Annotated in this window: 18 protein-coding genes; 7 read left to right on the plus strand and 11 right to left on the minus strand. The window is 69.4% G+C overall.

Annotation, left to right across the window (positions count from 1 at the left end):
- Positions 1 to 5: 5 nt before the first annotated feature.
- Positions 6 to 836 carry a bifunctional hydroxymethylpyrimidine kinase/phosphomethylpyrimidine kinase gene (thiD, locus tag BLW75_RS28455; RefSeq protein WP_034308254.1) on the minus strand — a complete coding sequence of 277 codons (831 nt, stop codon included), beginning with the start codon at positions 834 to 836 and terminating at the stop codon, positions 6 to 8.
- A 23-nt stretch (positions 837 to 859) separates the two neighbouring features.
- The gene (locus BLW75_RS28460) at positions 860 to 1,783 is read right to left on the minus strand and encodes an NADP-dependent oxidoreductase (protein ID WP_034308255.1); all 924 of its coding nucleotides are present in this window, start codon (positions 1,781 to 1,783) and stop codon (positions 860 to 862) included.
- A gap of 88 nt (positions 1,784 to 1,871) precedes the next feature.
- Here BLW75_RS28460 and BLW75_RS28465 point away from each other — a divergent pair, with 88 nt between their 5' ends.
- Entirely contained in the window at positions 1,872 to 2,270 is a 399-nt protein-coding gene (locus tag BLW75_RS28465) for a winged helix-turn-helix transcriptional regulator (RefSeq protein ID WP_198935690.1), read from the plus strand.
- A 95-nt stretch (positions 2,271 to 2,365) separates the two neighbouring features.
- A complete protein-coding gene (locus tag BLW75_RS28470; RefSeq protein WP_034308257.1) occupies positions 2,366 to 3,883 on the plus strand; it encodes an alkaline phosphatase family protein in 1,518 nt (505 codons plus the stop codon).
- A 177-nt stretch (positions 3,884 to 4,060) separates the two neighbouring features.
- Here BLW75_RS28470 and thiD (BLW75_RS28475) read toward each other — a convergent pair whose 3' ends face one another.
- The 3 genes from thiD (BLW75_RS28475) to BLW75_RS28485 all read right to left on the minus strand — a co-directional run bounded on the left by thiD (BLW75_RS28475) (position 4,061) and on the right by BLW75_RS28485 (position 7,308).
- Positions 4,061 to 4,876 carry a bifunctional hydroxymethylpyrimidine kinase/phosphomethylpyrimidine kinase gene (gene thiD / locus BLW75_RS28475; RefSeq protein ID WP_034308259.1) on the minus strand — a complete coding sequence of 272 codons (816 nt, stop codon included), beginning with the start codon at positions 4,874 to 4,876 and terminating at the stop codon, positions 4,061 to 4,063.
- Positions 4,877 to 4,910: 34 nt separating this feature from the next.
- Positions 4,911 to 6,554: a phosphomethylpyrimidine synthase ThiC gene (gene thiC / locus BLW75_RS28480; protein ID WP_167373530.1), complete on the minus strand. Its 1,644-nt coding sequence runs from the start codon at positions 6,552 to 6,554 to the stop codon at positions 4,911 to 4,913.
- A gap of 160 nt (positions 6,555 to 6,714) precedes the next feature.
- Complete coding sequence (locus BLW75_RS28485) at positions 6,715 to 7,308, minus strand: LysE family translocator (RefSeq protein ID WP_034308671.1); 594 nt, start codon at positions 7,306 to 7,308, stop codon at positions 6,715 to 6,717.
- Between the two features lie 157 nt (positions 7,309 to 7,465).
- On the opposite strand from BLW75_RS28485, the gene BLW75_RS28490 reads away from it, so the two are divergent.
- Positions 7,466 to 9,634 (plus strand): glycoside hydrolase family 15 protein, encoded by a 2,169-nt coding sequence (locus BLW75_RS28490; protein ID WP_034308261.1) that lies wholly within the window; start codon positions 7,466 to 7,468, stop codon positions 9,632 to 9,634.
- Between the two features lie 56 nt (positions 9,635 to 9,690).
- Here the strand turns inward: BLW75_RS28490 and BLW75_RS28495 are convergent, their stop codons facing one another.
- Complete coding sequence (locus BLW75_RS28495) at positions 9,691 to 10,257, minus strand: peptide deformylase (RefSeq protein ID WP_034308263.1); 567 nt, start codon at positions 10,255 to 10,257, stop codon at positions 9,691 to 9,693.
- Between the two features lie 158 nt (positions 10,258 to 10,415).
- On the opposite strand from BLW75_RS28495, the gene BLW75_RS28500 reads away from it, so the two are divergent.
- Positions 10,416 to 10,727: a DUF3263 domain-containing protein gene (locus BLW75_RS28500; RefSeq protein WP_005160574.1), complete on the plus strand. Its 312-nt coding sequence runs from the start codon at positions 10,416 to 10,418 to the stop codon at positions 10,725 to 10,727.
- Positions 10,724 to 11,368, plus strand: coding sequence for a LytR C-terminal domain-containing protein (locus BLW75_RS28505; protein ID WP_091598491.1), 645 nt, complete (start codon positions 10,724 to 10,726; stop codon positions 11,366 to 11,368). Before BLW75_RS28500 ends, BLW75_RS28505 begins: the two co-directional genes overlap by 4 nt.
- Before the next feature lie 54 nt (positions 11,369 to 11,422).
- On the opposite strand, the gene BLW75_RS28510 is transcribed toward BLW75_RS28505, so the two are convergent.
- The 4 genes from BLW75_RS28510 to BLW75_RS28535 all read right to left on the minus strand — a co-directional run bounded on the left by BLW75_RS28510 (position 11,423) and on the right by BLW75_RS28535 (position 16,351).
- A complete protein-coding gene (locus tag BLW75_RS28510; protein WP_034308267.1) occupies positions 11,423 to 13,702 on the minus strand; it encodes an AAA family ATPase in 2,280 nt (759 codons plus the stop codon).
- A gap of 184 nt (positions 13,703 to 13,886) precedes the next feature.
- Positions 13,887 to 14,858, minus strand: coding sequence for a CDP-diacylglycerol--serine O-phosphatidyltransferase (gene pssA / locus BLW75_RS28515; RefSeq protein WP_034308270.1), 972 nt, complete (start codon positions 14,856 to 14,858; stop codon positions 13,887 to 13,889).
- A 3-nt stretch (positions 14,859 to 14,861) separates the two neighbouring features.
- On the minus strand, positions 14,862 to 15,590 hold the full coding sequence (locus BLW75_RS28520; RefSeq protein ID WP_034308272.1) for a phosphatidylserine decarboxylase: 729 nt from the start codon (positions 15,588 to 15,590) through the stop codon (positions 14,862 to 14,864).
- Positions 15,591 to 16,066: 476 nt separating this feature from the next.
- The gene (locus BLW75_RS28535; RefSeq protein ID WP_034308275.1) at positions 16,067 to 16,351 is read right to left on the minus strand and encodes a GlsB/YeaQ/YmgE family stress response membrane protein; all 285 of its coding nucleotides are present in this window, start codon (positions 16,349 to 16,351) and stop codon (positions 16,067 to 16,069) included.
- Positions 16,352 to 16,566: 215 nt separating this feature from the next.
- On the opposite strand from BLW75_RS28535, the gene BLW75_RS28540 reads away from it, so the two are divergent.
- Both BLW75_RS28540 and BLW75_RS28545 read left to right on the plus strand, forming a co-directional pair.
- The gene (locus tag BLW75_RS28540; protein WP_034308278.1) at positions 16,567 to 17,130 is read left to right on the plus strand and encodes an ArsR/SmtB family transcription factor; all 564 of its coding nucleotides are present in this window, start codon (positions 16,567 to 16,569) and stop codon (positions 17,128 to 17,130) included.
- Positions 17,127 to 18,371 carry an MFS transporter gene (locus tag BLW75_RS28545; RefSeq protein WP_091598497.1) on the plus strand — a complete coding sequence of 415 codons (1,245 nt, stop codon included), beginning with the start codon at positions 17,127 to 17,129 and terminating at the stop codon, positions 18,369 to 18,371. The genes BLW75_RS28540 and BLW75_RS28545 overlap by 4 nt, the downstream gene beginning before the upstream one ends.
- Before the next feature lie 15 nt (positions 18,372 to 18,386).
- On the opposite strand, the gene moeA is transcribed toward BLW75_RS28545, so the two are convergent.
- On the minus strand, positions 18,387 to 19,580 hold the full coding sequence (gene moeA / locus BLW75_RS28550) for a molybdopterin molybdotransferase MoeA (protein WP_034308280.1): 1,194 nt from the start codon (positions 19,578 to 19,580) through the stop codon (positions 18,387 to 18,389).
- Positions 19,581 to 19,609 lie beyond the last annotated feature (29 nt).

The following is a 19,609-nucleotide window of genomic DNA, read 5'->3' on the forward strand; positions in this document are numbered from 1 at the left end:
GGTGCTCAGTGCTCGGGCGCAAGCCGCCAGAACGCCGAAACCGGACCGACCTTCGCGCCCATCGGGTAGGCGTTTTCGACCGCGTGTGAAACGAACCACTTGCCGTAGCGGGCGGCCTCCACGACGGACATGCCCTTCGCGAGACCGGCCGTCAGCGCCGACGCCATCGTGTCCCCGGCGCCGTGCGTGTGCTGCGTGGCGAACCGCTCGCCCGGCAGTTCGACGAACGTGGAGCCGTCGAAGAGCACGTCGACGCATTCCGGGTCGGAGACGAGGTGACCGCTCTTGACGAGCACGTACTTCGGCCCGAGCCGGTGCAGGACGACGGCCGCCTGATGCATCTGTTCGCGGGTGGTGACGGTCATCCCGGTGAGCAGGCGGACCTCGTCGAGGTTCGGCGTGAGGACGGTCGCGCGCGGCAGGAGTTCGTCGCGCAGCGCCACCAGCCCAGCCTCGTCGAACAGCGGATGCCCGTGCATCGACGCCGCGACCGGGTCGACCACGAACGGCACCTTGCTGTCGCGGCCGATCTCGGCCTTGTCACACGCGGCGGCGACGGCGTGGATGATCTCGGCCGAAGCGAGCATGCCGGTCTTCGCCGCGTTGACGCCCATGTCGGCCGCGACGGCCTCGATCTGCCCGGCGACGATGCTCGCCGGGATGTCGGTGCGGTCGTGGACGCCGAGGGTGTTCTGGACGGTCACGGCGGTGACCGCGACCAGGCCGTGCACGCCACAGGTGAGGAACGTGCGCAGGTCCGCCTGAAGGCCGGCGGCGCCGCCGGAGTCGGACCCCGCGATGGTCAGCGCCGACGGCGGGCTCGGGTTCTCGCTCATGGGTTCATTTTCCACGCGCGTTCTCAGAGGGTCAGGACGAGCTTCCCGGTGACCCTGCCGCCTTCGCCGACTTCATGCGCCTTCGCGACGTCTTCAAGGGGAAAGGTCTGGTCGATGTGGACGCGCAGTTCACCCTTCTCGATCAGGCCGGTCAGCGCCAGGAGACCGATTTCGTCCGGTTCGGCGAGCATCCCCGACGTCCGCACACCGAGCTTCTCGGCCTTCGCGATGACAGCCTCGCTCGCGCCGCCGGGAACCGCGATCAGCAGGCCGCCCGGTTTCACCGCGTCCAGCCAGCGCAGGTCGCTCTGCTCGCCGACCAGCCCGAACACGACGTCCACCTCGGACGCGGTCGCGGTCTCGTCGCGGTAGTCGATCGGCTCGTCGACACCGAGTTCGCGGAGGAATTCGTGCTTCCCGGCGCTCGCCGTGCCCAGGACGTACGCGCCGCGCGCCTTCGCCACCTGCACGGCGAGGTGTCCGACACCGCCCGCGGCAGCGTCGATCAGCACACGCTGTCCAGGCTGGACGCCGGCGATGTCCACCAGGCCCTGCCAGGCGGTGAGCCCGGCGAGCGGCAACCCGGCGGCCTGCTCGTGGGTGAGGCTCGCGGGTTTGCGCACGAACTGGCGGGCGGGCGCCGTCACGTACTCGCCGTAACCGCCGGCCTGCCGCGGGAACCACGGGAAGCCGAGGACCTCGTCGCCGACGGCGAACCGCGTGGTGCCGACACCGAGCTCCTCCACCACCCCGGAGACGTCCCAGCCGAGGACGAACGGCGGCTCGCCCATGAAGACGCCGTAGGCCCGGGTCTTCCAGTCGACCGGGTTGATCCCGGCCGCGCGCACGCGCACGAGCACCTCCGTCGGGGCGGGGGACGGCCGATCGGTTTCGGTCACCTCCAGCACTTCCGGGCTACCAAGCCGCTGCTGGGTCACGACGCGCATCGAAAGCTCCTTCGTTGTTGGTGCTTTCCATGCTCGGACGCTTGGTCTCTTTTCGCTAGAAGGCACTTAAAGGTAAACTAGGTACCTGATGGAAACCACCTGTGAAGTGCCGGAATCCCCGTGGGACATCTACCTGCGGAACTGCCCGTGCCGAGACGTCCTCGATCTGCTCGCCAACAAGTGGACCGCGCTCGTGCTCGGCGCGCTGTCGCGGCGGCCGCACCGGTTCGGTGAGCTGCGCCGCGCCGTCGGCGGGATCAGCCAGAAGATGCTGACGCAGAATCTGCGCGCCTTCGAACGCGACGGCCTGGTCACGCGCACGGTCTTCCCGACCACGCCGCCGACCGTCGAGTACGCGCTGACCGAACGCGGCGCCGGCGCGGGCGCGCTGCTCATGGCGGTCAGTGAATGGTCGGTCGCGAACTTCGACGGGATCCTGGAGTCGCGGAAGGAGTACGACTCGCGGGTGATGGAGCCCGTCGGCTGAAGTCCTCCGCGGCGGCACGCGGACTTCATCGGGAAGACAGTTCGGCGCACTAACTTGACGAACAATTGGTTCGAACAAGTTACCTGGAGGCTTTCGTGCGCAGAACGCTTTCCCTCCTGTCGGTCTTGGTGGCCGTCGCCGGGCTGACGTCCGGTGTCGCCGTCGCCGCGGCCAAGACGCCGAAGGTGCTGGTCATCGGCCTGGACGGCGCCCGGTTCGACAAGCTGATGGCCGCCGACACCCCGAACGTCCACGCGCTCGTGGAGCGTGGGTACGCCTCGCGCAGTTCGCTGTACGGCAGCGGGATGGCGCCGACGGTGAGCGGTCCCGGCTGGTCCACCATCCTCACCGGTGTCTGGCCGGACAAGCACAAGGTGAAGGACAACTCTTTCTCGGGCAACGATCTCGCCTCGCATCCGAGCTGGCTCGCCCGCGCCGAAACCGCGAACCCGGCGCTCGACACATACGCGGCCGTCGACTGGACGCCGATCGGCGACCGGATCCTGCGCACCGGCCAGGACCGCAAGTTCGTCCTGAACGGCGACAGCGCCGGCTACGAGAAGACCGACGAGCAGGTCGCCGTCGACGCGGAGAAACACCTCAAGCAGGACAAGGCCGACGCCTCGTTCGTCTACTTCGGACAGACGGACATCGCCGGCCACGACCATGGCGCGGATTCCCCGCAGTACGAAGCCAGCTTGCGCACCGACGACGCGCTGATCGGCCGCCTGCTCGCCGCCGTCGACGCCCGCGCGGACCGCGCGAACGAAGACTGGCTGATCATGATCTCGTCGGACCACGGCCACACGCCGTCGGGCGGCCACGGTGGTGACACGCCTGAGGAGCGGATGACGTTCGTGATCGCCGCCGGTGGCGCGGTCCCGGCCGGAACCCCCGCCGTGGCACCGAAGATCGTCGACATCGCGCCGACGGTGTTGCGGCACCTCGGCATCGCGGCTCCGGCGGTCTACGACGGCTACGCGCTCGGCGCCGCGCCCTCGGATGTCTTCGACACGGCCGTTCTGAAGGCACGGCAGGATGAAACCGGTGTCCCGGCGGGAGTCCTCGGCTGGACGCACGACGCGCCCGGCGGCTGGAGCGTGCGGAACGCGTCCGGCATGCCCGCCGGGGTGACGGAGTGGCAGGGCTGGTCCTTCACCACCGACGACTTCTGGACGCGCACCGCCCCTGGCCAGCAGCGCGAGGCGAACGCCCGCGCGCGTGGCGTCTTCGCGGTCGCGGATCCGGACGAGTGGGACGACAAGGGCTCGCCCTCTTCGCGCGGCACCTTCGACTCCTCTCTGGTGTCGCCTTCGCTCGACGTTTCCGGGAAGTCCACTGTGGATGTCTCGTTCGTTTCGCACTACCGGCAGGACGGGACGCAGCGCGGTGCGCTGACGGCGTCGTTCGACGGTGGTCCCGAGCAGAACGTGCTGGCCTACGGGCCGGAATCCGGTACGGCGAACAAGGGTGGCGACGTGCTTTCGGTGCCGACGTCGGCTTCGGTCAAGGTGCCCGACGGGGCTCGGTCGGTGAAGCTGACCTGGCGGCTCTACGCGGCGGGGAACAACTGGTACTGGGCGGTGGACGCTCCTCGCCTCAGCGCCCGGTAAAGCCTCGTGAGGGTAAGTCAAAGGTGCCGCGTCGGAGGAATGGGCTCGTCGTAGAGATCGGCGCGGCGGGCGGGGTCGTGAGTGGTAAGTGTCGTTCTAACGCTCCTTATCACTCACGACCCTCCGCGCGGACCTGGCCAAATGAGCATACGGACTACGCGAGGTGGAGTCCGGCGCCTACCGCAGCGTCCAAAACGGCGAAACGGGGCCGACCCCGGCCCCCAGCGGATACGACTCCGCCACACACCGCTCGATGAACCGCTTCCCCTCGGCGACGGCCGTCGGCACGTTCGCCCCCTTCGCCAGCGAAGACGTGATCGCCGAAGCCATCGTGTCCCCGCCGCCGTGGGTGTTCCGGGTGTCGAAGCGCGGGCCGCGCAGCTCAACCCAGGATTCGCCGTCGGACAAGAGATCCACGCAGTCCTGGGCCGCGTCGAGGTGCCCGCCCTTCACCAGCACCCACTCCGAACCGAACTCCAGCAACGCCTCCGCCGCCTCGCGCTGGGTCGACGGCCCGGTCACGTCTACGCCGGTCAGCAGCCGCACCTCGTCGAGGTTCGGCGTGATCAGCGTGGCGCGTGGGAAGAGCTCGGTGCGGATCGCCTCAAGCGCCTCCTCACGCAGCAACGCGTGCCCGGTCATCGAAGCGGCGACGGGGTCCACGACGAACGGCGTGTCCGACGAGCGTCCGATATGGACTTCGTCGAGCGTCTTCGCGACGGCGTTGATGATCTCGGCCGTCGCGAGCATGCCGGTCTTCGCCGCGTCGACGCCCATGTCCGTGGCGACGGCCTTGATCTGCCCGGTGACGACGTCGACCGGGATCTCGCTGAAACCCTGCACGCCCAGCGAGTTCTGCACGGTGACCGCGGTGAGCGCGACCATCCCGTGCACCCCGTTGGCGAAGAAGGTGCGCAGGTCGGCCTGGATGCCCGCACCACCACCGGAATCCGATCCGGCGATGGTGAGGGCGGTCCTGGGCGCTGTGTTCACGGCGCCTCCGCGGGAGGGAGTACGTCGGCGCGTGTCACTGATTGACCACCGGCAGGTAGACCTTGTTGCCCTGCTCGGCGAACTCGTTCGACTTCTCCTCCATGCCGGCCTCGATGGCCTCCACAGTGGACAGTCCGTGTTCCTCGGCGTACTTGCGGACGTCCTGGGTGATGCGCATCGAGCAGAACTTCGGCCCGCACATCGAGCAGAAGTGCGCCGTCTTCGCCGGTTCCGCGGGCAGGGTCTCGTCGTGGTACGCGCGGGCGGTGTCCGGGTCCAGCGACAGGTTGAACTGGTCGTTCCACCGGAATTCGAAGCGGGCCTTGGAAAGTTCGTCGTCCCACTCCTGCGCGTACTGGTGCCCCTTGGCGAGGTCGGCGGCGTGCGCGGCGATCTTGTAGGTGATGACGCCGGTCTTCACGTCGTCGCGGTTCGGCAGGCCGAGGTGCTCCTTCGGCGTGACGTAGCAGAGCATCGCCGTGCCGTACCAGCCGATCTGCGCCGCGCCGATGGCCGAGGTGATGTGGTCGTACGCCGGCGCGATGTCGGTCGCGAGCGGGCCGAGGGTGTAGAACGGCGCTTCGCCGGTCAGCTTCTCCTCGAGCTCGACGTTCTCCTTGATCTTGTGCATCGGCACGTGGCCGGGGCCCTCGATCATCACCTGGACGTCGTGCTCGCGGGCGATGTGCGTGAGCTCGCCCAGCGTCTCGAGTTCGGCGAACTGCGCGCGGTCGTTGGCGTCGGCGATCGAGCCGGGCCGCAGGCCGTCACCGAGCGAGAACGTGACGTCGTACTCGCGCAGGATCTCGCAGAGTTCGGCGAAATTGGTGTACAAGAACGATTCCTTGTGGTGCGCGAGGCACCAAGCCGCCATGATGGAGCCGCCGCGCGAGACGATCCCGGTGACCCGGCGCGCGGTCAGCGGGATGTAGCGCAGCAGCACCCCGGCGTGCACGGTGACGTAGTCGACGCCCTGTTCGCACTGCTCGATGATCGTGTCGCGGTAGACCTCCCACGACAGCTTTTCCGGCTCCCCGTTGACCTTCTCCAGCGCCTGGTAGATCGGCACGGTGCCGACCGGCACCGGCGAGTTGCGGATGATCCACTCGCGTGTCTCGTGGATCCGCTTGCCGGTGGAGAGGTCCATGATCGTGTCGGCGCCCCAGCGGGTGGCCCACACCATCTTGTCGACCTCCTCCTCCACGGAGGACCAGACGGCCGAGTTGCCCATGTTGGCGTTGATCTTCACCAGGAACTTCTTGCCGATGATCATCGGCTCGGTCTCCGGGTGCTTGCGGTTGGCGGGGATCACCGCGCGGCCGCGCGCGACCTCGTCCCGCACGAATTCCGGCGAGCAGCGCTCGCGTGCCGCGACGTACTCCATCTCGCGGGTGATGACGCCCTGTTTCGCCCAGCCGAGCTGGGTGTTGTGCTCACGACCGTCGGCCCAGCCCGCGCGCAGCCGATGAAGTCCACTGTGGACATCGATCTGCGCGTCGTCGTCGGTGTACGGGCCGGAGGTGTCGTAAACGTCGAAATGCTCGCCGTTCGAAAGGTCGATCCGCCGCGCGGGGACCCGGAGACCGGACTCCGTCTGGTGATAGACCTTGCGGGAACCGGTGATCGGCCCGGTGGTCACGGTCGGCGTGATGCCCTGGGCATTCTCAAGCGTCGTCAACGACGTTCACTCCCTACGCCGGCATTACCCGGTCAGGTTCATGCGGTCGGCGGCGCCGGGTCCCCTAGAAAGACTCCAGCCGCCCTCTCAGCCCGCCATGGCGCGAGCTCCCGCGGTTGTTTGGTTGTGCCCCGACCATGCCACGCCGGGGCGCGGACAATCAACCCTCCAAGGCGACGGTCACTCCGAAGCCGACCAGAACGCCGCCGGACGTGCTCTCCAGCCACAGCTTGACGCGATCGCGGCGCAGCCACTCACCCAGGCGTGTGACCAGCAAGGCGAGCGACGAGTACCAGACGATGTCGACGGCGATCCACACCGCGACGCACAGCAGCAGCGACCACGGCCCGTCGTCGGCGGGCACGAACTGGGGGAGGAACGAGATGGCGAACACGCCCGCCTTGGGGTTGCTCACGTTGATCAGGAAGCCGGAGCGGAAGCCGCGCCCGGCGGGCTCGGCGACCTCGTCGGCGCCCTTGCGGAAGAAGAGCGCTTTGACGCCGAGGTAGATCAGGAAGACCGCGCCCGCGATCCGCAAGACGTCGTAGGCGACCTGGGAGGCGATGAGGAGCGCGGTGAGGCCGAACACCGCCGCGAGTCCCCAGAACGCGACGCCCGCCTCGATCCCCGCGACGGTGGCGAACGCGTTGCGGCGCGACCCCTTCGCCGACTGCTTGATCAGCATCACCGTCGCGGGGCCGGGGACCATCGCCATGAGGAACGCGGCGGGGATGAACGCCGGCAGGTTCGGCATTCCCCGATCGTCGGGGACGAGGGCCGCCACGAGCAACGCGATTTCCGGGCCGACATGTCGACAGCGTTAGCGGTTCACCGGTTTGGAGCATGTGCGCGCCGGTGATTCACGACAGAATCCCGGGGGTTCTGCACCGTTACAGAAGTCTGGGGTGGATATGCGAAAACTCGTGCTCCCGGTGCTGGCAGGAGTGCTGATCGCGGGGCTGGTCCCGGCGGTGGCCGCGGCACAGGGCGGTGAGGCGCCAGGAGCGCCCGGCGCCCATCCGAGCTGGCTCCCGGCGGACAAGACCGGCTTCGGCACCGCCCGCGAACGGGCGAGCAACGTCTGGTTCACCCTCCAAGGTGGCCGGATGTCGGAGGTCTACTACCCGGATCTCTCCACGCCGAGCGTCCGGGCGCTCGACCTCGTCGTCACCGACGGGACGAGCTTCGCCACCGTCGATTCGTCGGCCAAGGCGCAGCAGGTGCGCCGCACCGGCGGCCTCACCTACGAACAGACGATCACCGACGACCGGCGCCGCTGGAAGCTCCGCAAGACCTACGTCACCGACCCGGCGCGCGCGAGCGTGCTGATCGACGTCGACTTCGTTTCGCTGACCGGCCGCCCGTATCAGGTGTACGCGGTCGCGGATCCCGATCTCACGAACGAGGGTTCCGACGACTCCGCACGCACCGATGGGGTGAACGCGGTCTCTTCCGACGCCAAGACCTCGGCCGCGCTGGCGGCGGAACCGGCGTTCTCGCGCACATCCGTGGGTTACGCGGGTTCCTCCGACGGCATAACACAGCTGACGAAATCCTTCGCCCTCAAGGATTACGGGACCGCGGCCAAGGGCAACGTGCTGATCACCGGGCAGACCTCCGCCGACGGTGTCCGCTCACGGGACTTCACGCTTTCGCTCGGCATGGGCGCGAAGGACTCCGACGCGCTCACTAACGCGAAAGCCTCGCTACGGCGCGGATTCGCCGACGCCGCCCGCGCGTACGACCGCGGCTGGAAGCAGTACCTGCGCCGGTTGAAGGACGCGCCGTCGTCACTCAAGACCGGGCGGGAACGGGACCTCTACCAGGCGTCCGTGCTCATGCTCGCAGCGAGCGAGGACAAGATCCACCAGGGGGCGCTCATCGCGTCGCCGAGCATGCCGTGGCGGTTCGGGAACAACGACCCGGAATGGTCGCCGTCGGGCACGTATCACCTGGTCTGGCCGCGGGACCTCTACCAGATCGCGACCGGCCTGCTCGCCGCCGGCGATCGCGACGCCGCCAACAGGTCGATCGACTACATGTTCGGGACGCAGCAGCTGCCGGACGGGCATCTGCCGCAGAACAGCCACGTCGACGGCACGCCGTACTGGACGTCCATCCAGCTCGACGAGACCGCACTGCCGATCGTGCTCGCCCAGCAGCTCGGCCGCACCGACGCCAAGACCTGGACGGGTGTGCGCAAGGCGGCGGAATTCCTCTTGTCCTACAAGGCGGACAACGGACACGCGTCGCCGTACAGCCAGCAGGAACGCTGGGAGGAACAGGACGGCTACTCGCCTTCGACGATCGCCGCGGTGATCGCCGGGCTGGTCTGCGCTGCCGACATCGCCAAGGCGAACGGCGCCGCCGCCGACGCGAAGCGCTACCTCGACACAGCCGACGCGTTCAAGGCGAAGCTCGCCCAGTGGACGGTGACCACGAACGGCCCGCTGTCGAAGGACCCGTACTTCGTCCGGCTGACCAAGGACGGCGACGCGAACAACGGCACGAAGTACAACCTGGGCAACTCCAGCGTGACCATGGACCAGCGTGCCGTGACCGACGCCGGGTTCCTCGAACTGGTGAGGCTGGGCATCTACCGCGCCGACGATCCGCTGATCAGGAACAGCGTCAAGGTCACCGACGCCGGCATCGCGTTCACCACCCCGACGGGTCAGTTCTGGCACCGGTACACGAAAGACGGCTACGGCGAGAAGGCCGATGGGTCTCCGTGGGACTACACGTTCCCGGCGGAAAGCCGGACCACTTTCGGGCGGCTGTGGCCGCTGCTCGCGGGTGAACGCGGCGAGTACGACCTCGCCAACGGTGACCGGGGTACGGCGGCGAAGCGCCTTCGCGACCTGGGGCGCGTCAGCAGCTCCGGGGACACGATGCCGGAGCAGGTCTGGGACGAGAACGCGCCTTCGGGGCAGCCAGGCTTCCCGGCCGGCACTCCGACCGCGTCCGCGACGCCGCTGGCCTGGACGCACGCGCAGTACCTCCGGCTCGCGTGGTCGGTACAGGCGGGGAAGGTGATCGAACAGCCGCGGGTGGTGCGGTGCCACTTCCTGGGCTGCTGACCCTCACGTCTCGTGAGTGGTAAGGACGGTTCTAACCGTCCTTACCACTCACGAGGTCAGTCGTCCGAGGGCTGAGCCTCCGGCAGCCACGAATTGCCCGGAACGCCCCATTTGTTCGCCTTGAGCATCTTCTTCGCTGCACGGGCGTGGCGCCCGACCAGCCGGTCGAGGTAGATGAAGCCGTCCAGGTGATCGGTCTCGTGCTGCAGGCAGCGTGCGAAGTATCCGGTTCCTTCGACCTCGATCGGATTACCGTCGACGTCGAAGCCGGTCACCTTCGCCCACGAAGCGCGGCCGGTCGGGTACGACTCGCCGGGCGCCGAGAGACAGCCTTCCCAGTCGTCGTCCGGATCCGGCATCGTCTCCGGGATCTCCGACGTCTCGAGCTTCGGGTTCACCACGACGCCCTTGTGGCGCGTGCCCTCGTCGTCGGGGCAGTCGTAGACGAACACGCGCAGGTCGAGGCCGATCTGGTTGGCCGCGAGGCCCACCCCTTCGGCGGCGTACATGGTCTCGAACATGTCGTCGATGAGCGTGCGCAGCTTGTCGTCGAACTCGGTGATCTCCCGAGTCGGGTTGTGCAGCACGGGCTCGCCGGCGATCACGATGGGATGGACGGTCACGCGCGCAGTTTAGTCGGACCCTTCTGGTACACCCTTACCCATGACGCGCCGACGCCGTTACCGAGGCCGGGCGCCGCATCCGTGGTCTAATGGCGCCGCGGAATGACAAGCCTGTGGTTTCACGCCCGCCGAGCACTGACCTGATTGCGAGGAGTCGGATGGACGCCGCGGAGTCGATGGCTGAGCCCGACCAGCCGTCCCCGTCGGAGACCGTGAACGGCCTCAGCGAGCGCGAGCTCGACATGCTCGCGTTCGAACGTCAGTGGTGGAAGTACGCCGGCGCGAAGGAACAGGCCATCCGCGAACGCTTCTCTATGTCGTCGACGCGCTACTACCAGTTGCTGAACCGGCTGCTCGAGAAGACCGAAGCCATGCAGGCCGATCCGATGCTGGTGAAGCGCCTGCGAAAGACGCGAGCGGCCCGGCAGCGCAATCGCGCGGCCCGGCGACTGGGGATCGATCTCTCATGAGTCTGTTTTCGGGTCTGTCCCGGCCGATGAAGGCCGCCGGACTGGCCTTGGTCGGTGTCGCCGTGATCGCCGCCGTGATCGGCGGCATCACTCTGACCAGTGGCGGCGGTGATTCGGACACCGCGACGCCGCCCGGCAGCACGCCCACGACCTCGGACGGTGCGACGCAGCCCTCGTCTCCTGCACCGGGTTCGCCCTCCGCCAGCACGCCGCCCGCGTCGTCGGCGCCGCCGTCGAGCGCGCCCGCGAGTTCCGCGCCGCCGGCGAGCCAGCCGGGGCAGACGGGGCAGCCCGGCCAGCCCGGTCCGGGGCAGCCCGGCGGTGACCAGCAGGCGTCGCACAAGTGGGTGACGGTGCGCGTCTACAACAACAGCACGATCCAGGGGCTCGCCGAGCAGGCCGCGAACGATTTCCGCGCCTCGGGCTGGAACGTCTCCGAGGTCAAGGGATATCCGGGCAGGCTCCCCGAGACCGTGGCCTACTACCGGCCGGGCACCGACGAGGAAGCGGCCGCGAAGGCGCTGGCGCTGGAGTTCGGTTTCCGCGCCGAGCCCCGGTTCAAGGAGATCGAGAACATCGGCCCCGGCGTGATCGTCATCCTCACCAAGGACTACAAGACCAACGACAAGGACGGCTCCTAGCCGACCTGTGAAAGGGCCCTCTTCCTCGCGAGGAAGAGGGCCCTTTCACGTACTTCAGACCTGGGTCTGCGCGTACGCCTCCAGTGCCGCGAGCTGGGCCGGGTCGAGCGACGGACGCACGGCCTGGGCCGCCTTCGTCAGATGCTCGGCGGTGACCTCCTTCGCCTCCAGCGATTCGCGCATCGCGGTCAGCGCGGCCTCCCGGATCAGGGCCGCGCAGTCCGCCGCCGAATAACCGTCCAAAGTGGCCGCATAGGCGGCGAGGTCCACATCGGACGCGAGCGGCGTGTTCTTGGCGCTGGCGGCCAGGATCGCCTCGCGCGCGTGCGCGTCCGGCGGCGGGACGTAGACACGGCGCTCCAGCCGCCCCGGCCGCAGCAGGGCCGGGTCGACCAGTTCCGGCCGGTTCGTCGCACCGAGGACGACGACCTCGCGCATCGGTTCGACACCGTCCAATTCGGTCAGCAGGGCCGCGACGACGCGGTCCGACACGCCGGAGTCCGAAGACTGGCCGCGGCGCGGGGCGAGCGCGTCGATCTCGTCGAGGAAGATCAGCGAGGGCGCGGCCTCGGCGGCGCGGCGGAAGAGTTCCCGCACGGCACGCTCGGACTCGCCGACCCATTTGTCCATCAGCTCGGCGCCCTTGACCGCGAAGACGTTCAGCGCGCCTGTGCCCGCGAGCGCGCGGACCAGGAAGGTCTTGCCGCCGCCGGGCGGCCCGTACAGGAGCACGCCGCGCGGCGGATCGACGCCGAGGCGGGCGAACGAGTCCGGGTAGCGCAGCGGCCACAGCACCGCCTCGGTGAGCGACTGCTTGACGTCGGTCATGTTCCCGACGTCGTCCAGTGTCAGCCCGCCGGTCGCGAGATTGTCCGAAGTGGACATCGAAATGGGACGGACGGTGGTCAGCGCGTCGAGCAGGTCCTGCTGGGAGATCCGGGGTTCGTCGGCTTCGCGTTGCCGCAGCGCGGCGCGGAGGGCGGCGTCGCGGCGGAGCGCGATGAGGTCCGCGGCCACGAAGCCGGGAGTGCGCTCGGCGATCGGGCCGACGTCGACGCCGGACTCCAGCGGGGCTTCGCGCAGGAGCACGCGCAGCAGTTCCGTGCGGGTCTTCGAGTCCGGGAGCGGCAGGCCGAGTTCGCGGTCGAGCAGGTCGGCGGCACGCAGCCGCGGATCGGTGGACTCGGCCCGCCCGGTGGTGGCGACGACGGCGAAACCCTTGTTGCGCAAGGCTTTACGCAGGTCATCGAGGACGACCGTCGCGAGCGGCGGCGGCTGGGACGCGGGCAGCAGCGCGTCGATGTCGGTGAGCAGCAGGACAGCGGGGTCTTCGTCGCGGGTGGCCTGCTCGATCGCCTCACGGAGGCGCGCGGCGGCGACGTTCGGTTCGAGGACGGCGATGTTCGGCGCCGCGAGCGACACCACCCGCACCTTCTCGGCCTGCGCCACGGCGCGGACCAGCGTCGCCTTCCCGACGCCTTCCGGCCCGGACAGCAGGACGCCGAGATGCGCCGACGTCCCGAGTTTCGCCAGCAGCTCCGGGCGGTGGAAGGCCAGGTCGAACCACTCGGCGAGCTTGCGCGCGGCCGTTTCGGACCCGGCGAGGTCCGACAACGGCGGCACGGATTCCTCGGTGACCTCGTCGATCCGCTCGTCCTCGACGATCTCGGCGTCGATGAAATCCTCGTGTGGCGTGGCGGGCGTGCTGCGCACCAGCGTCGTCCCGGCGCGGGCCGGGGCGGCGGCGGGCGCGGCCTCGCCGGTGCGGGCGCCGTTACGCCAGCTGACCACAGTGGACGGTCCGACGGCGACCGGTCCCGACGGCTCGGTGGCGGTGACGGTGAGCAGCTCGTTCGTCCACGTCATGCCGATGGCGCGGGACAACTGGCCGCGGACCGCGGAGACGTCGGAGCCCGGCGCGGGCGCGAGATCCTGGGGGAGCAGGGAAACGGCGTCGCCGACGGTCAGCACCTTGCCGATCAGGGCGAGCCGCAGGGTGTGCGGGGAGAGCGACACGCTCGCCATCCTCGAACCCGACACGGTGACCGTCCTCGCGGCCGACACCTCCGCCGGCGCGACGACCACCTCCGCTCCCTCGGTCACGCCGAGGTTCGACATCGTGACGTCGTCGAGGAGGATCACCCCCGGGATCCCCTCCGTGTCCGACGGGGCGGCCAGCGCCGAACTGACGCGCGCGCCGGTGACGCGGACGGCGTCCCAGGCCATCAGGCCGAGCGCGTCGAGGACTTCGGGGTGCAGCCGGACGACGCCACGGCGGGAGTCCAGGGCGGACGGGGTGTGCCGGACGGTCAGCGTGATCTGGGGTGCGCTCACCCCGCCACCCTATCCACGCGGCGTGCTCCCACCGGTCGAAGGACAGGTTCTGCCCGGCGGGTCGCCGGGCGGCGGGGGAGAAGACGCGCTGGGTGGCCGGGTTGTTCTTCGCGGAACTCACTACTTCGCCGGTGCGATCGCACCTGGACCAGCCCCAAGCGCCTGCCTCGAGGTCCTGGCCGGGTCAGCGCTTCCGGAGGCCGATCCGGCGCCACGAGCGGCGTCGCGGGCCTCGGCCGTTGTCGCGGTCCTTCTCGGTGCTGAGGGTGCGCGGAGTACGCGCGACGTGCTGTTCGCCCCGCTGGAGCCGGACCCGCTGAGCGGCGCCGGCCACCACCCGCCGCAGCGGCGGGCGAAGGCCGAGACGACGGCGGCTCGAACGCCGCCGGATCGCGCGTCGTTCCCGCGGCGGCGCCATCCACGCCTCGGGGTGGCTCGCCAGCCATCGTTGCCGGTACACCGAGTACGGGATGTGCGCCAGGTACAGGATCAGCGCGATCGCCAGCGCCACCAGCGGGAACTGGATGATCGCGGCGGCCAGCAGGCTCACCCCGACCAGCAGCGGAGCGATCGCCTTGGGTGGCGCCTTCACCGTCTTCAGCGACAGCGTCGGGAGCCGGCTGATCAGCAACGCGGCGACGGCGATCGTCCACACCCACACCACGTACTGGTGCGACCACCAGCCCTGCCCGAACTGCAGTTCCAGGATCAGCGGCAGCATCGCCAGCAGGCCACCGGCGGGCGCGGGCACACCGACGAAGAACTCGCCCGCGTACGGCGGCTGCTCGGTGTCCTCGATCAGCGTGTTGAACCGCGCCAGCCGCAGGATCATGCAGACCGCGAAGATCAGCGACGCCACCCAGCCGATCCGCTCGCCCTCCGCGTGCCAGACGTACAGCACCAGCGCGGGCGCGACACCGAACGAGATCCCGTCGGACAGCGAGTCGAGCTCCTGCCCCATCTTCGACGTCGCGTCCAGCAGCCGCGCGATGCGGCCGTCGAGACTGTCGAGCACCGCGGCGATCCCGATCGACGCGATCGCCATCGGATAGTTGCCGATCAGCGCGAACTGCACCGACGACAGACCGGCGCACAGGGCGAGCACCGTGATGGCGTTCGGCAGCAGCCGCACGCCGGGAGTGGTCACGCGGACCATGGATCAGCCTTCCGGGTGCGGCGCCGTGGGCAGCTCGGCGATCGGCGTCTCGCCGCCGATCGTGCGCTGGCCCGTCGAGACGAGAACCTTGCTGCCCGGCGGCAGGTACAGGTCGACTCGCGAGCCGAAGCGGATGATGCCGTACGTCGCGCCGACGCCGACCTTGTCACCCTCGCGGATCTCACAGAGGATGCGCCGGGCCACCAGCCCGGCGATCTGCACCACGACGAGCTCGTGACCGTCTTCGGTGCGCATGAGCACGGAGTTGCGCTCGTTGTCCTCGCTCGCCTTGTCCAGGTCCGCGGACAGGAACTTCCCGGGCCGGTACGCGACCCGCTCGATCACACCCGACGCCGGGATCCGCTGGACGTGCACGTCGAACACCGACAGGAACACGCTCACCCGCATCCGCGGTTCGGCGGGCAGCCCCAGCTCGGGCGGCGGCACGGCCTCCTCGATCAACGAGACCAGACCGTCCGCCGACGCGACCGCGAGGCCGGACCGGGCGGGCGGGACGCGCTTCGGCTCGCGGAAGAACGCGGCCGTGGCGGCCGTCGCGAGCGCGCCGAGGACGCCGAGGGGCTTGGAGAACCTCCGCAGCACCAGTGTCGCGGCGAGACCACCGAACACGAACGGCCTGCCGGCCGGGTGCATCGGCGGGACGGTCTCGCGGGCGAGCTTCACGGCGTGCGCGAGGGGGTTACCAGTGGCTTCCGGCCGGTTGCCGCTCATTGGTCGGGTTCACCGCAGTTCGTGTCGGGGGTCGGGACAGGAAGAGCCACCACGCTACCGCCCTGTCCGGAGACAGGCCGTGGCCTCCCCCGGAAGGGTTTCCCTGGGCCGGGTGGGAGGGGCCACATCCCGGTAACGGAAGGTGGAAATACGCGATAACTCTAGGTAGTTGATGCCGATCGCCGACCTTGAGGACCCGCGAATGCCCGCCAGCCCGGACCCCGCAGGCGTGCGACTCGCCGAGCTGTTCCGCGCCTGGAAGAGGGACATTTCGGCGGTGCCGATGCCTCCGCTCATCGATCCCGTCCGTGCCGCCTCGGTCATCGCCGAGGCACGCGCGTCCGGACGCATATGCCCCCCGACGGCACATGCGACCGGACGCGGCCACTGGAACTGAGCGAAACTCCCACTCTAGTTCGCCGGACACGCACGATCACCCGTCGCGAGAAAACCGTTACCAACGGTTACTCCATCGGTCATCGGCGATAGGAGTCGTGGCTCCGCCCGGAGCCGCGCACCAGTCGCAGCAGGGCGAGCAGCACGATCGATCCGAGAATGGCGACGCCGAAGCTGGGGAAGTCGAACTCGAAGGTCCTCTCGGTGCCGGTGGCGAGGCGGTAGATGAAACCGCCCAGCGCCGCACCGAGCACGCCGACCAGGATGCTGAACAGGCAGCCGCCCCGCCGGTCCGGGCCGCCCACCACGACATTGGCCAGCCACCCCGCGATGGCGCCGAACACGATCCACGAGAAGAAACCCATGCCGTCGAGATTACGTGGACGGCGCGAGTCCGCCCGGTGACGTCATCACCACGTAGGGCATCGCACCCCGGGCGAAGTACATGAAGGCCCCCTTCCTTGCGCCAGACGCAAGGAAGGGGGCCTTCATGTACTCGGCAGGGTGTGAAGGGCGACTTTCCTCGGCAGAGCACAAGGGGACTTGTACAAGAGTTATTGTGCAACTACTGTTGTGCGTCATGGCCGACCGTGAAGTCCGTGAAATCCACGATTCGAAGGTGCTCGCCGCGATGTCGCATCCGCTGCGGCGCCGCCTGCTCGACGTCCTCCGCCTGGACGGACCGTGCACGGCGTCCGTGCTCGCCGAACGGACCGGGCAGGCGGTCGGGAACATCAGCCATCACCTGAAGGTGCTGGCCGCCAGCGATCTGGTCGAAGAGGCGCCGGAACTCGCCCGCGACCGCCGCGAGCGCTGGTGGCGCCGTGTCGGCTACGCGGTTTCCTGGTCACCGTCGGACTTCCCCGACGACCCGGTCGCGGCCGCCGCCGAATCCCTCGCCCTCGAACGCCAGGTTTCCATGGCGCGCCAATGGTTCGCCGAACGCGAGACCTACCCGGAGGAGTGGCATCGCGCCGCCTTCGCCACCGACAGCTGGATGAAGCTGTCGGTGGCGGAACTGGCCGAGATCGAGGGCCGGATCCAAGCGCTGGTAAGGGAGTACAGCGATCGCGAAGAGCCGGACGACGGCCAGGAACGCAGGCCGGTGTTCTTCTCCACCCGCGCCGTCCCGGCCCGCCCGTGACCACCCGCGAACGCGGCGGATTGCTGCGCTCCAGGGATTTCCGGCTCTTGTGGACCGGCGAGACGACCAGCGTGCTCGGCAGTTCCATCGCCGTCGTCGCGCTGCCGCTCGTCGCGGTGGTCACCCTGCAGGCGAGCACGTTCGCGGTCGGGCTGCTGACCGCGGCCGCCTGGCTGCCGTGGCTGCTGATCGGCCTGCCCGCCGGCGCCTGGGTCGACAGACGGCCGAAACGCCCGGTCATGCTGCTGTGCAACGGCATTTCCATGCTGGTGTTCCTGAGCGTCCCGGTCGCCGCGTGGGCGGGTCTGCTCACGATGACCCAGCTGATCGTCGTGGCCTTGGCGGGCGGCGTCGCGAAGGTGTTCTTCAACGTCGCGTACCGCGCGTATTTGCCTTCGCTGGTCGAGAAGGATCAACTCCAGGAAGCCAACGAAAAACTGCAGGGCAGCGAATCCGCCGCGCAGATCGGCGGCCCCGGGCTGGCCGGTCTGCTGGCACAGGGGTTCGGCGCGGTCGCCGGGGTGCTCGCCGACGCCATCAGCTTCGGGATCTCCGCGCTGTGCCTGCGTTCCATCCGTCACCGGGAGCCGGAGCGCCCGGTGAAGCCGCGGTCACGACTGCGGGACGAGATCCGCGATGGCCTCGCTTTCGTCGTCCACGACCCGTATCTGCGTGTCCTGGCGGTCTTCGGCGCGATCTCGAACGTCGCGCTCATGGGCTACCAGTCGATCGAGGTCGTCTTCCTCGTCCGCGACCTCGGCGTGGGAGCGGGCACCGCCGGACTGGTGCTCGCGCTCGTCGGCGCGGGCGGCATCTTCGGTGCCGCGTTGTCGGGCAAGCTCGCCGTGCGGATCGGCACCGCCCGCGCCTTCGTGTTCTCCGAGGGGGCCGGAGCGTTGATGATGCTGCTCGGTCCGCTCGCGCGGGACGGCTGGGGGCTCGCCTTCTTCGTCGTCGCCGGGTTTTCGCTCAGCGCCGGGGTCGTAGGCTCGAACGTCCTCAACGCCACCTTCAAACAGCGCTACGTCCCGGCGGCCATGTTCGGCCGGGTCACCGCGAGCATGTCCGTGCTGAGCCTCGGCGCGATCGCGCTGGGCGGCTTGCTCGGCGGGATCCTCGGTGAGACCGCCGGCGTCCGGCAGACGCTGGGCCTGATGGCCGGGCTGGAGGTCGTCGCCGTCTTCGCGCTGCTGTTCACGCCGATCGGCCGGTGCCGCGACTTCCCGTCGGATCGCGATTAGCCCGCGAAACGCAGGTCAGAGCAGCAGGACGGTCACCTCGTCGCCCTGCTCGACCGAGTCCACGTCCTCCGGCAGCACGATCAGGCAGTTCGCCTGCGTGAACGACGCCAGCAGATGCGAGCCCGGCCCGCCGCGCGGACCGACGATCCCGGTGACCTCGCCTTCGGAATGCGTGTAGAAGCCCCGCCGGAACTGGCGCCGTCCGGCGGGGGAGGTCATCGCCTCGGTCAGCCGGGCGCGCACCTGCTGCCGGTCGACGCCCGTGTGCCCCATCGCCGCGAGCAACGCGGGGCGGAGGAACGCTTCGAAGGAGACGAGCACGCTCACCGGATTGCCCGGCAGGGTCACCACCGGCACGCCGTTCCAGCGTCCGCAGCCCTGCGGCCCGCCCGGCTGCATCGCGACCTTCCGGAACTCCACGCCCTGTCCGGTCAGCGCGTCCTTCACCACTTCGTACGCGCCCGCGCTGACCCCGCCCGAGGTCACCAGCAGATCCGCGTCCGCCAGCCGCGGCTCGATCACCGAGCGGAACTCGGCCACGTCGTCGACCACACTGCGCACGACCTCGGCCTCGCAGCCGAGCGCGCGGATCGCCGACGCCAGCATGATGCTGTTCGACTCGTAGATCTGCCCGTGCCGCAAGGGTTCCGGCGCGTCGACCAACTCGGTCCCGGTGGACACGACGAGCACCTTCAACGGCCTGAACACGGGGACCTCGGCGAGTCCGACGGCGGCCGCGAGCCCCAGTTGCGCCGGGCCGAGCACGGTTCCGGCCGAAAGCGCCACCGTGCCCTCGACGACGTCTTCACCCCGGCGCCGGATGTGCGTGCCCGGGACAACCGTCCTGAGAATCCGGACGTCTGTCACACCGCCGTCCGTGTGCTCCACCATCACCACGGCGTCGGCGCCGGGCGGCAGCGGCGCGCCGGTCATGATCCGGTGCGCGGTGCCCGGCTCCAGCTTCGTGATGTCGACCCGGCCCGCGGGGATGTCTTCGGCGACCGGCAGCGTCACCGGCGTTTCGCTGATGTCTTCGGCGCGGACCGCGTAACCGTCCATCGCCGAGTTGTCGAACGGCGGCAGCGAGACCCCCGCGCGCACGTCCTCGGCGAGGACGAGCCCCGCGGCGGAGGCGAGCGGAAGGCGGATGACAGGGGCGTTTCCGAGCAGGCCGGTGACGGTCTCACGGTGGGCGTCGACGGAGATCACCGGACCATCCTCCTCGGTCGGGGGGCGCA

Origin of the sequence: Amycolatopsis lurida, assembly GCF_900105055.1 — a bacterium.
Classification (GTDB): domain Bacteria; phylum Actinomycetota; class Actinomycetes; order Mycobacteriales; family Pseudonocardiaceae; genus Amycolatopsis; species Amycolatopsis lurida.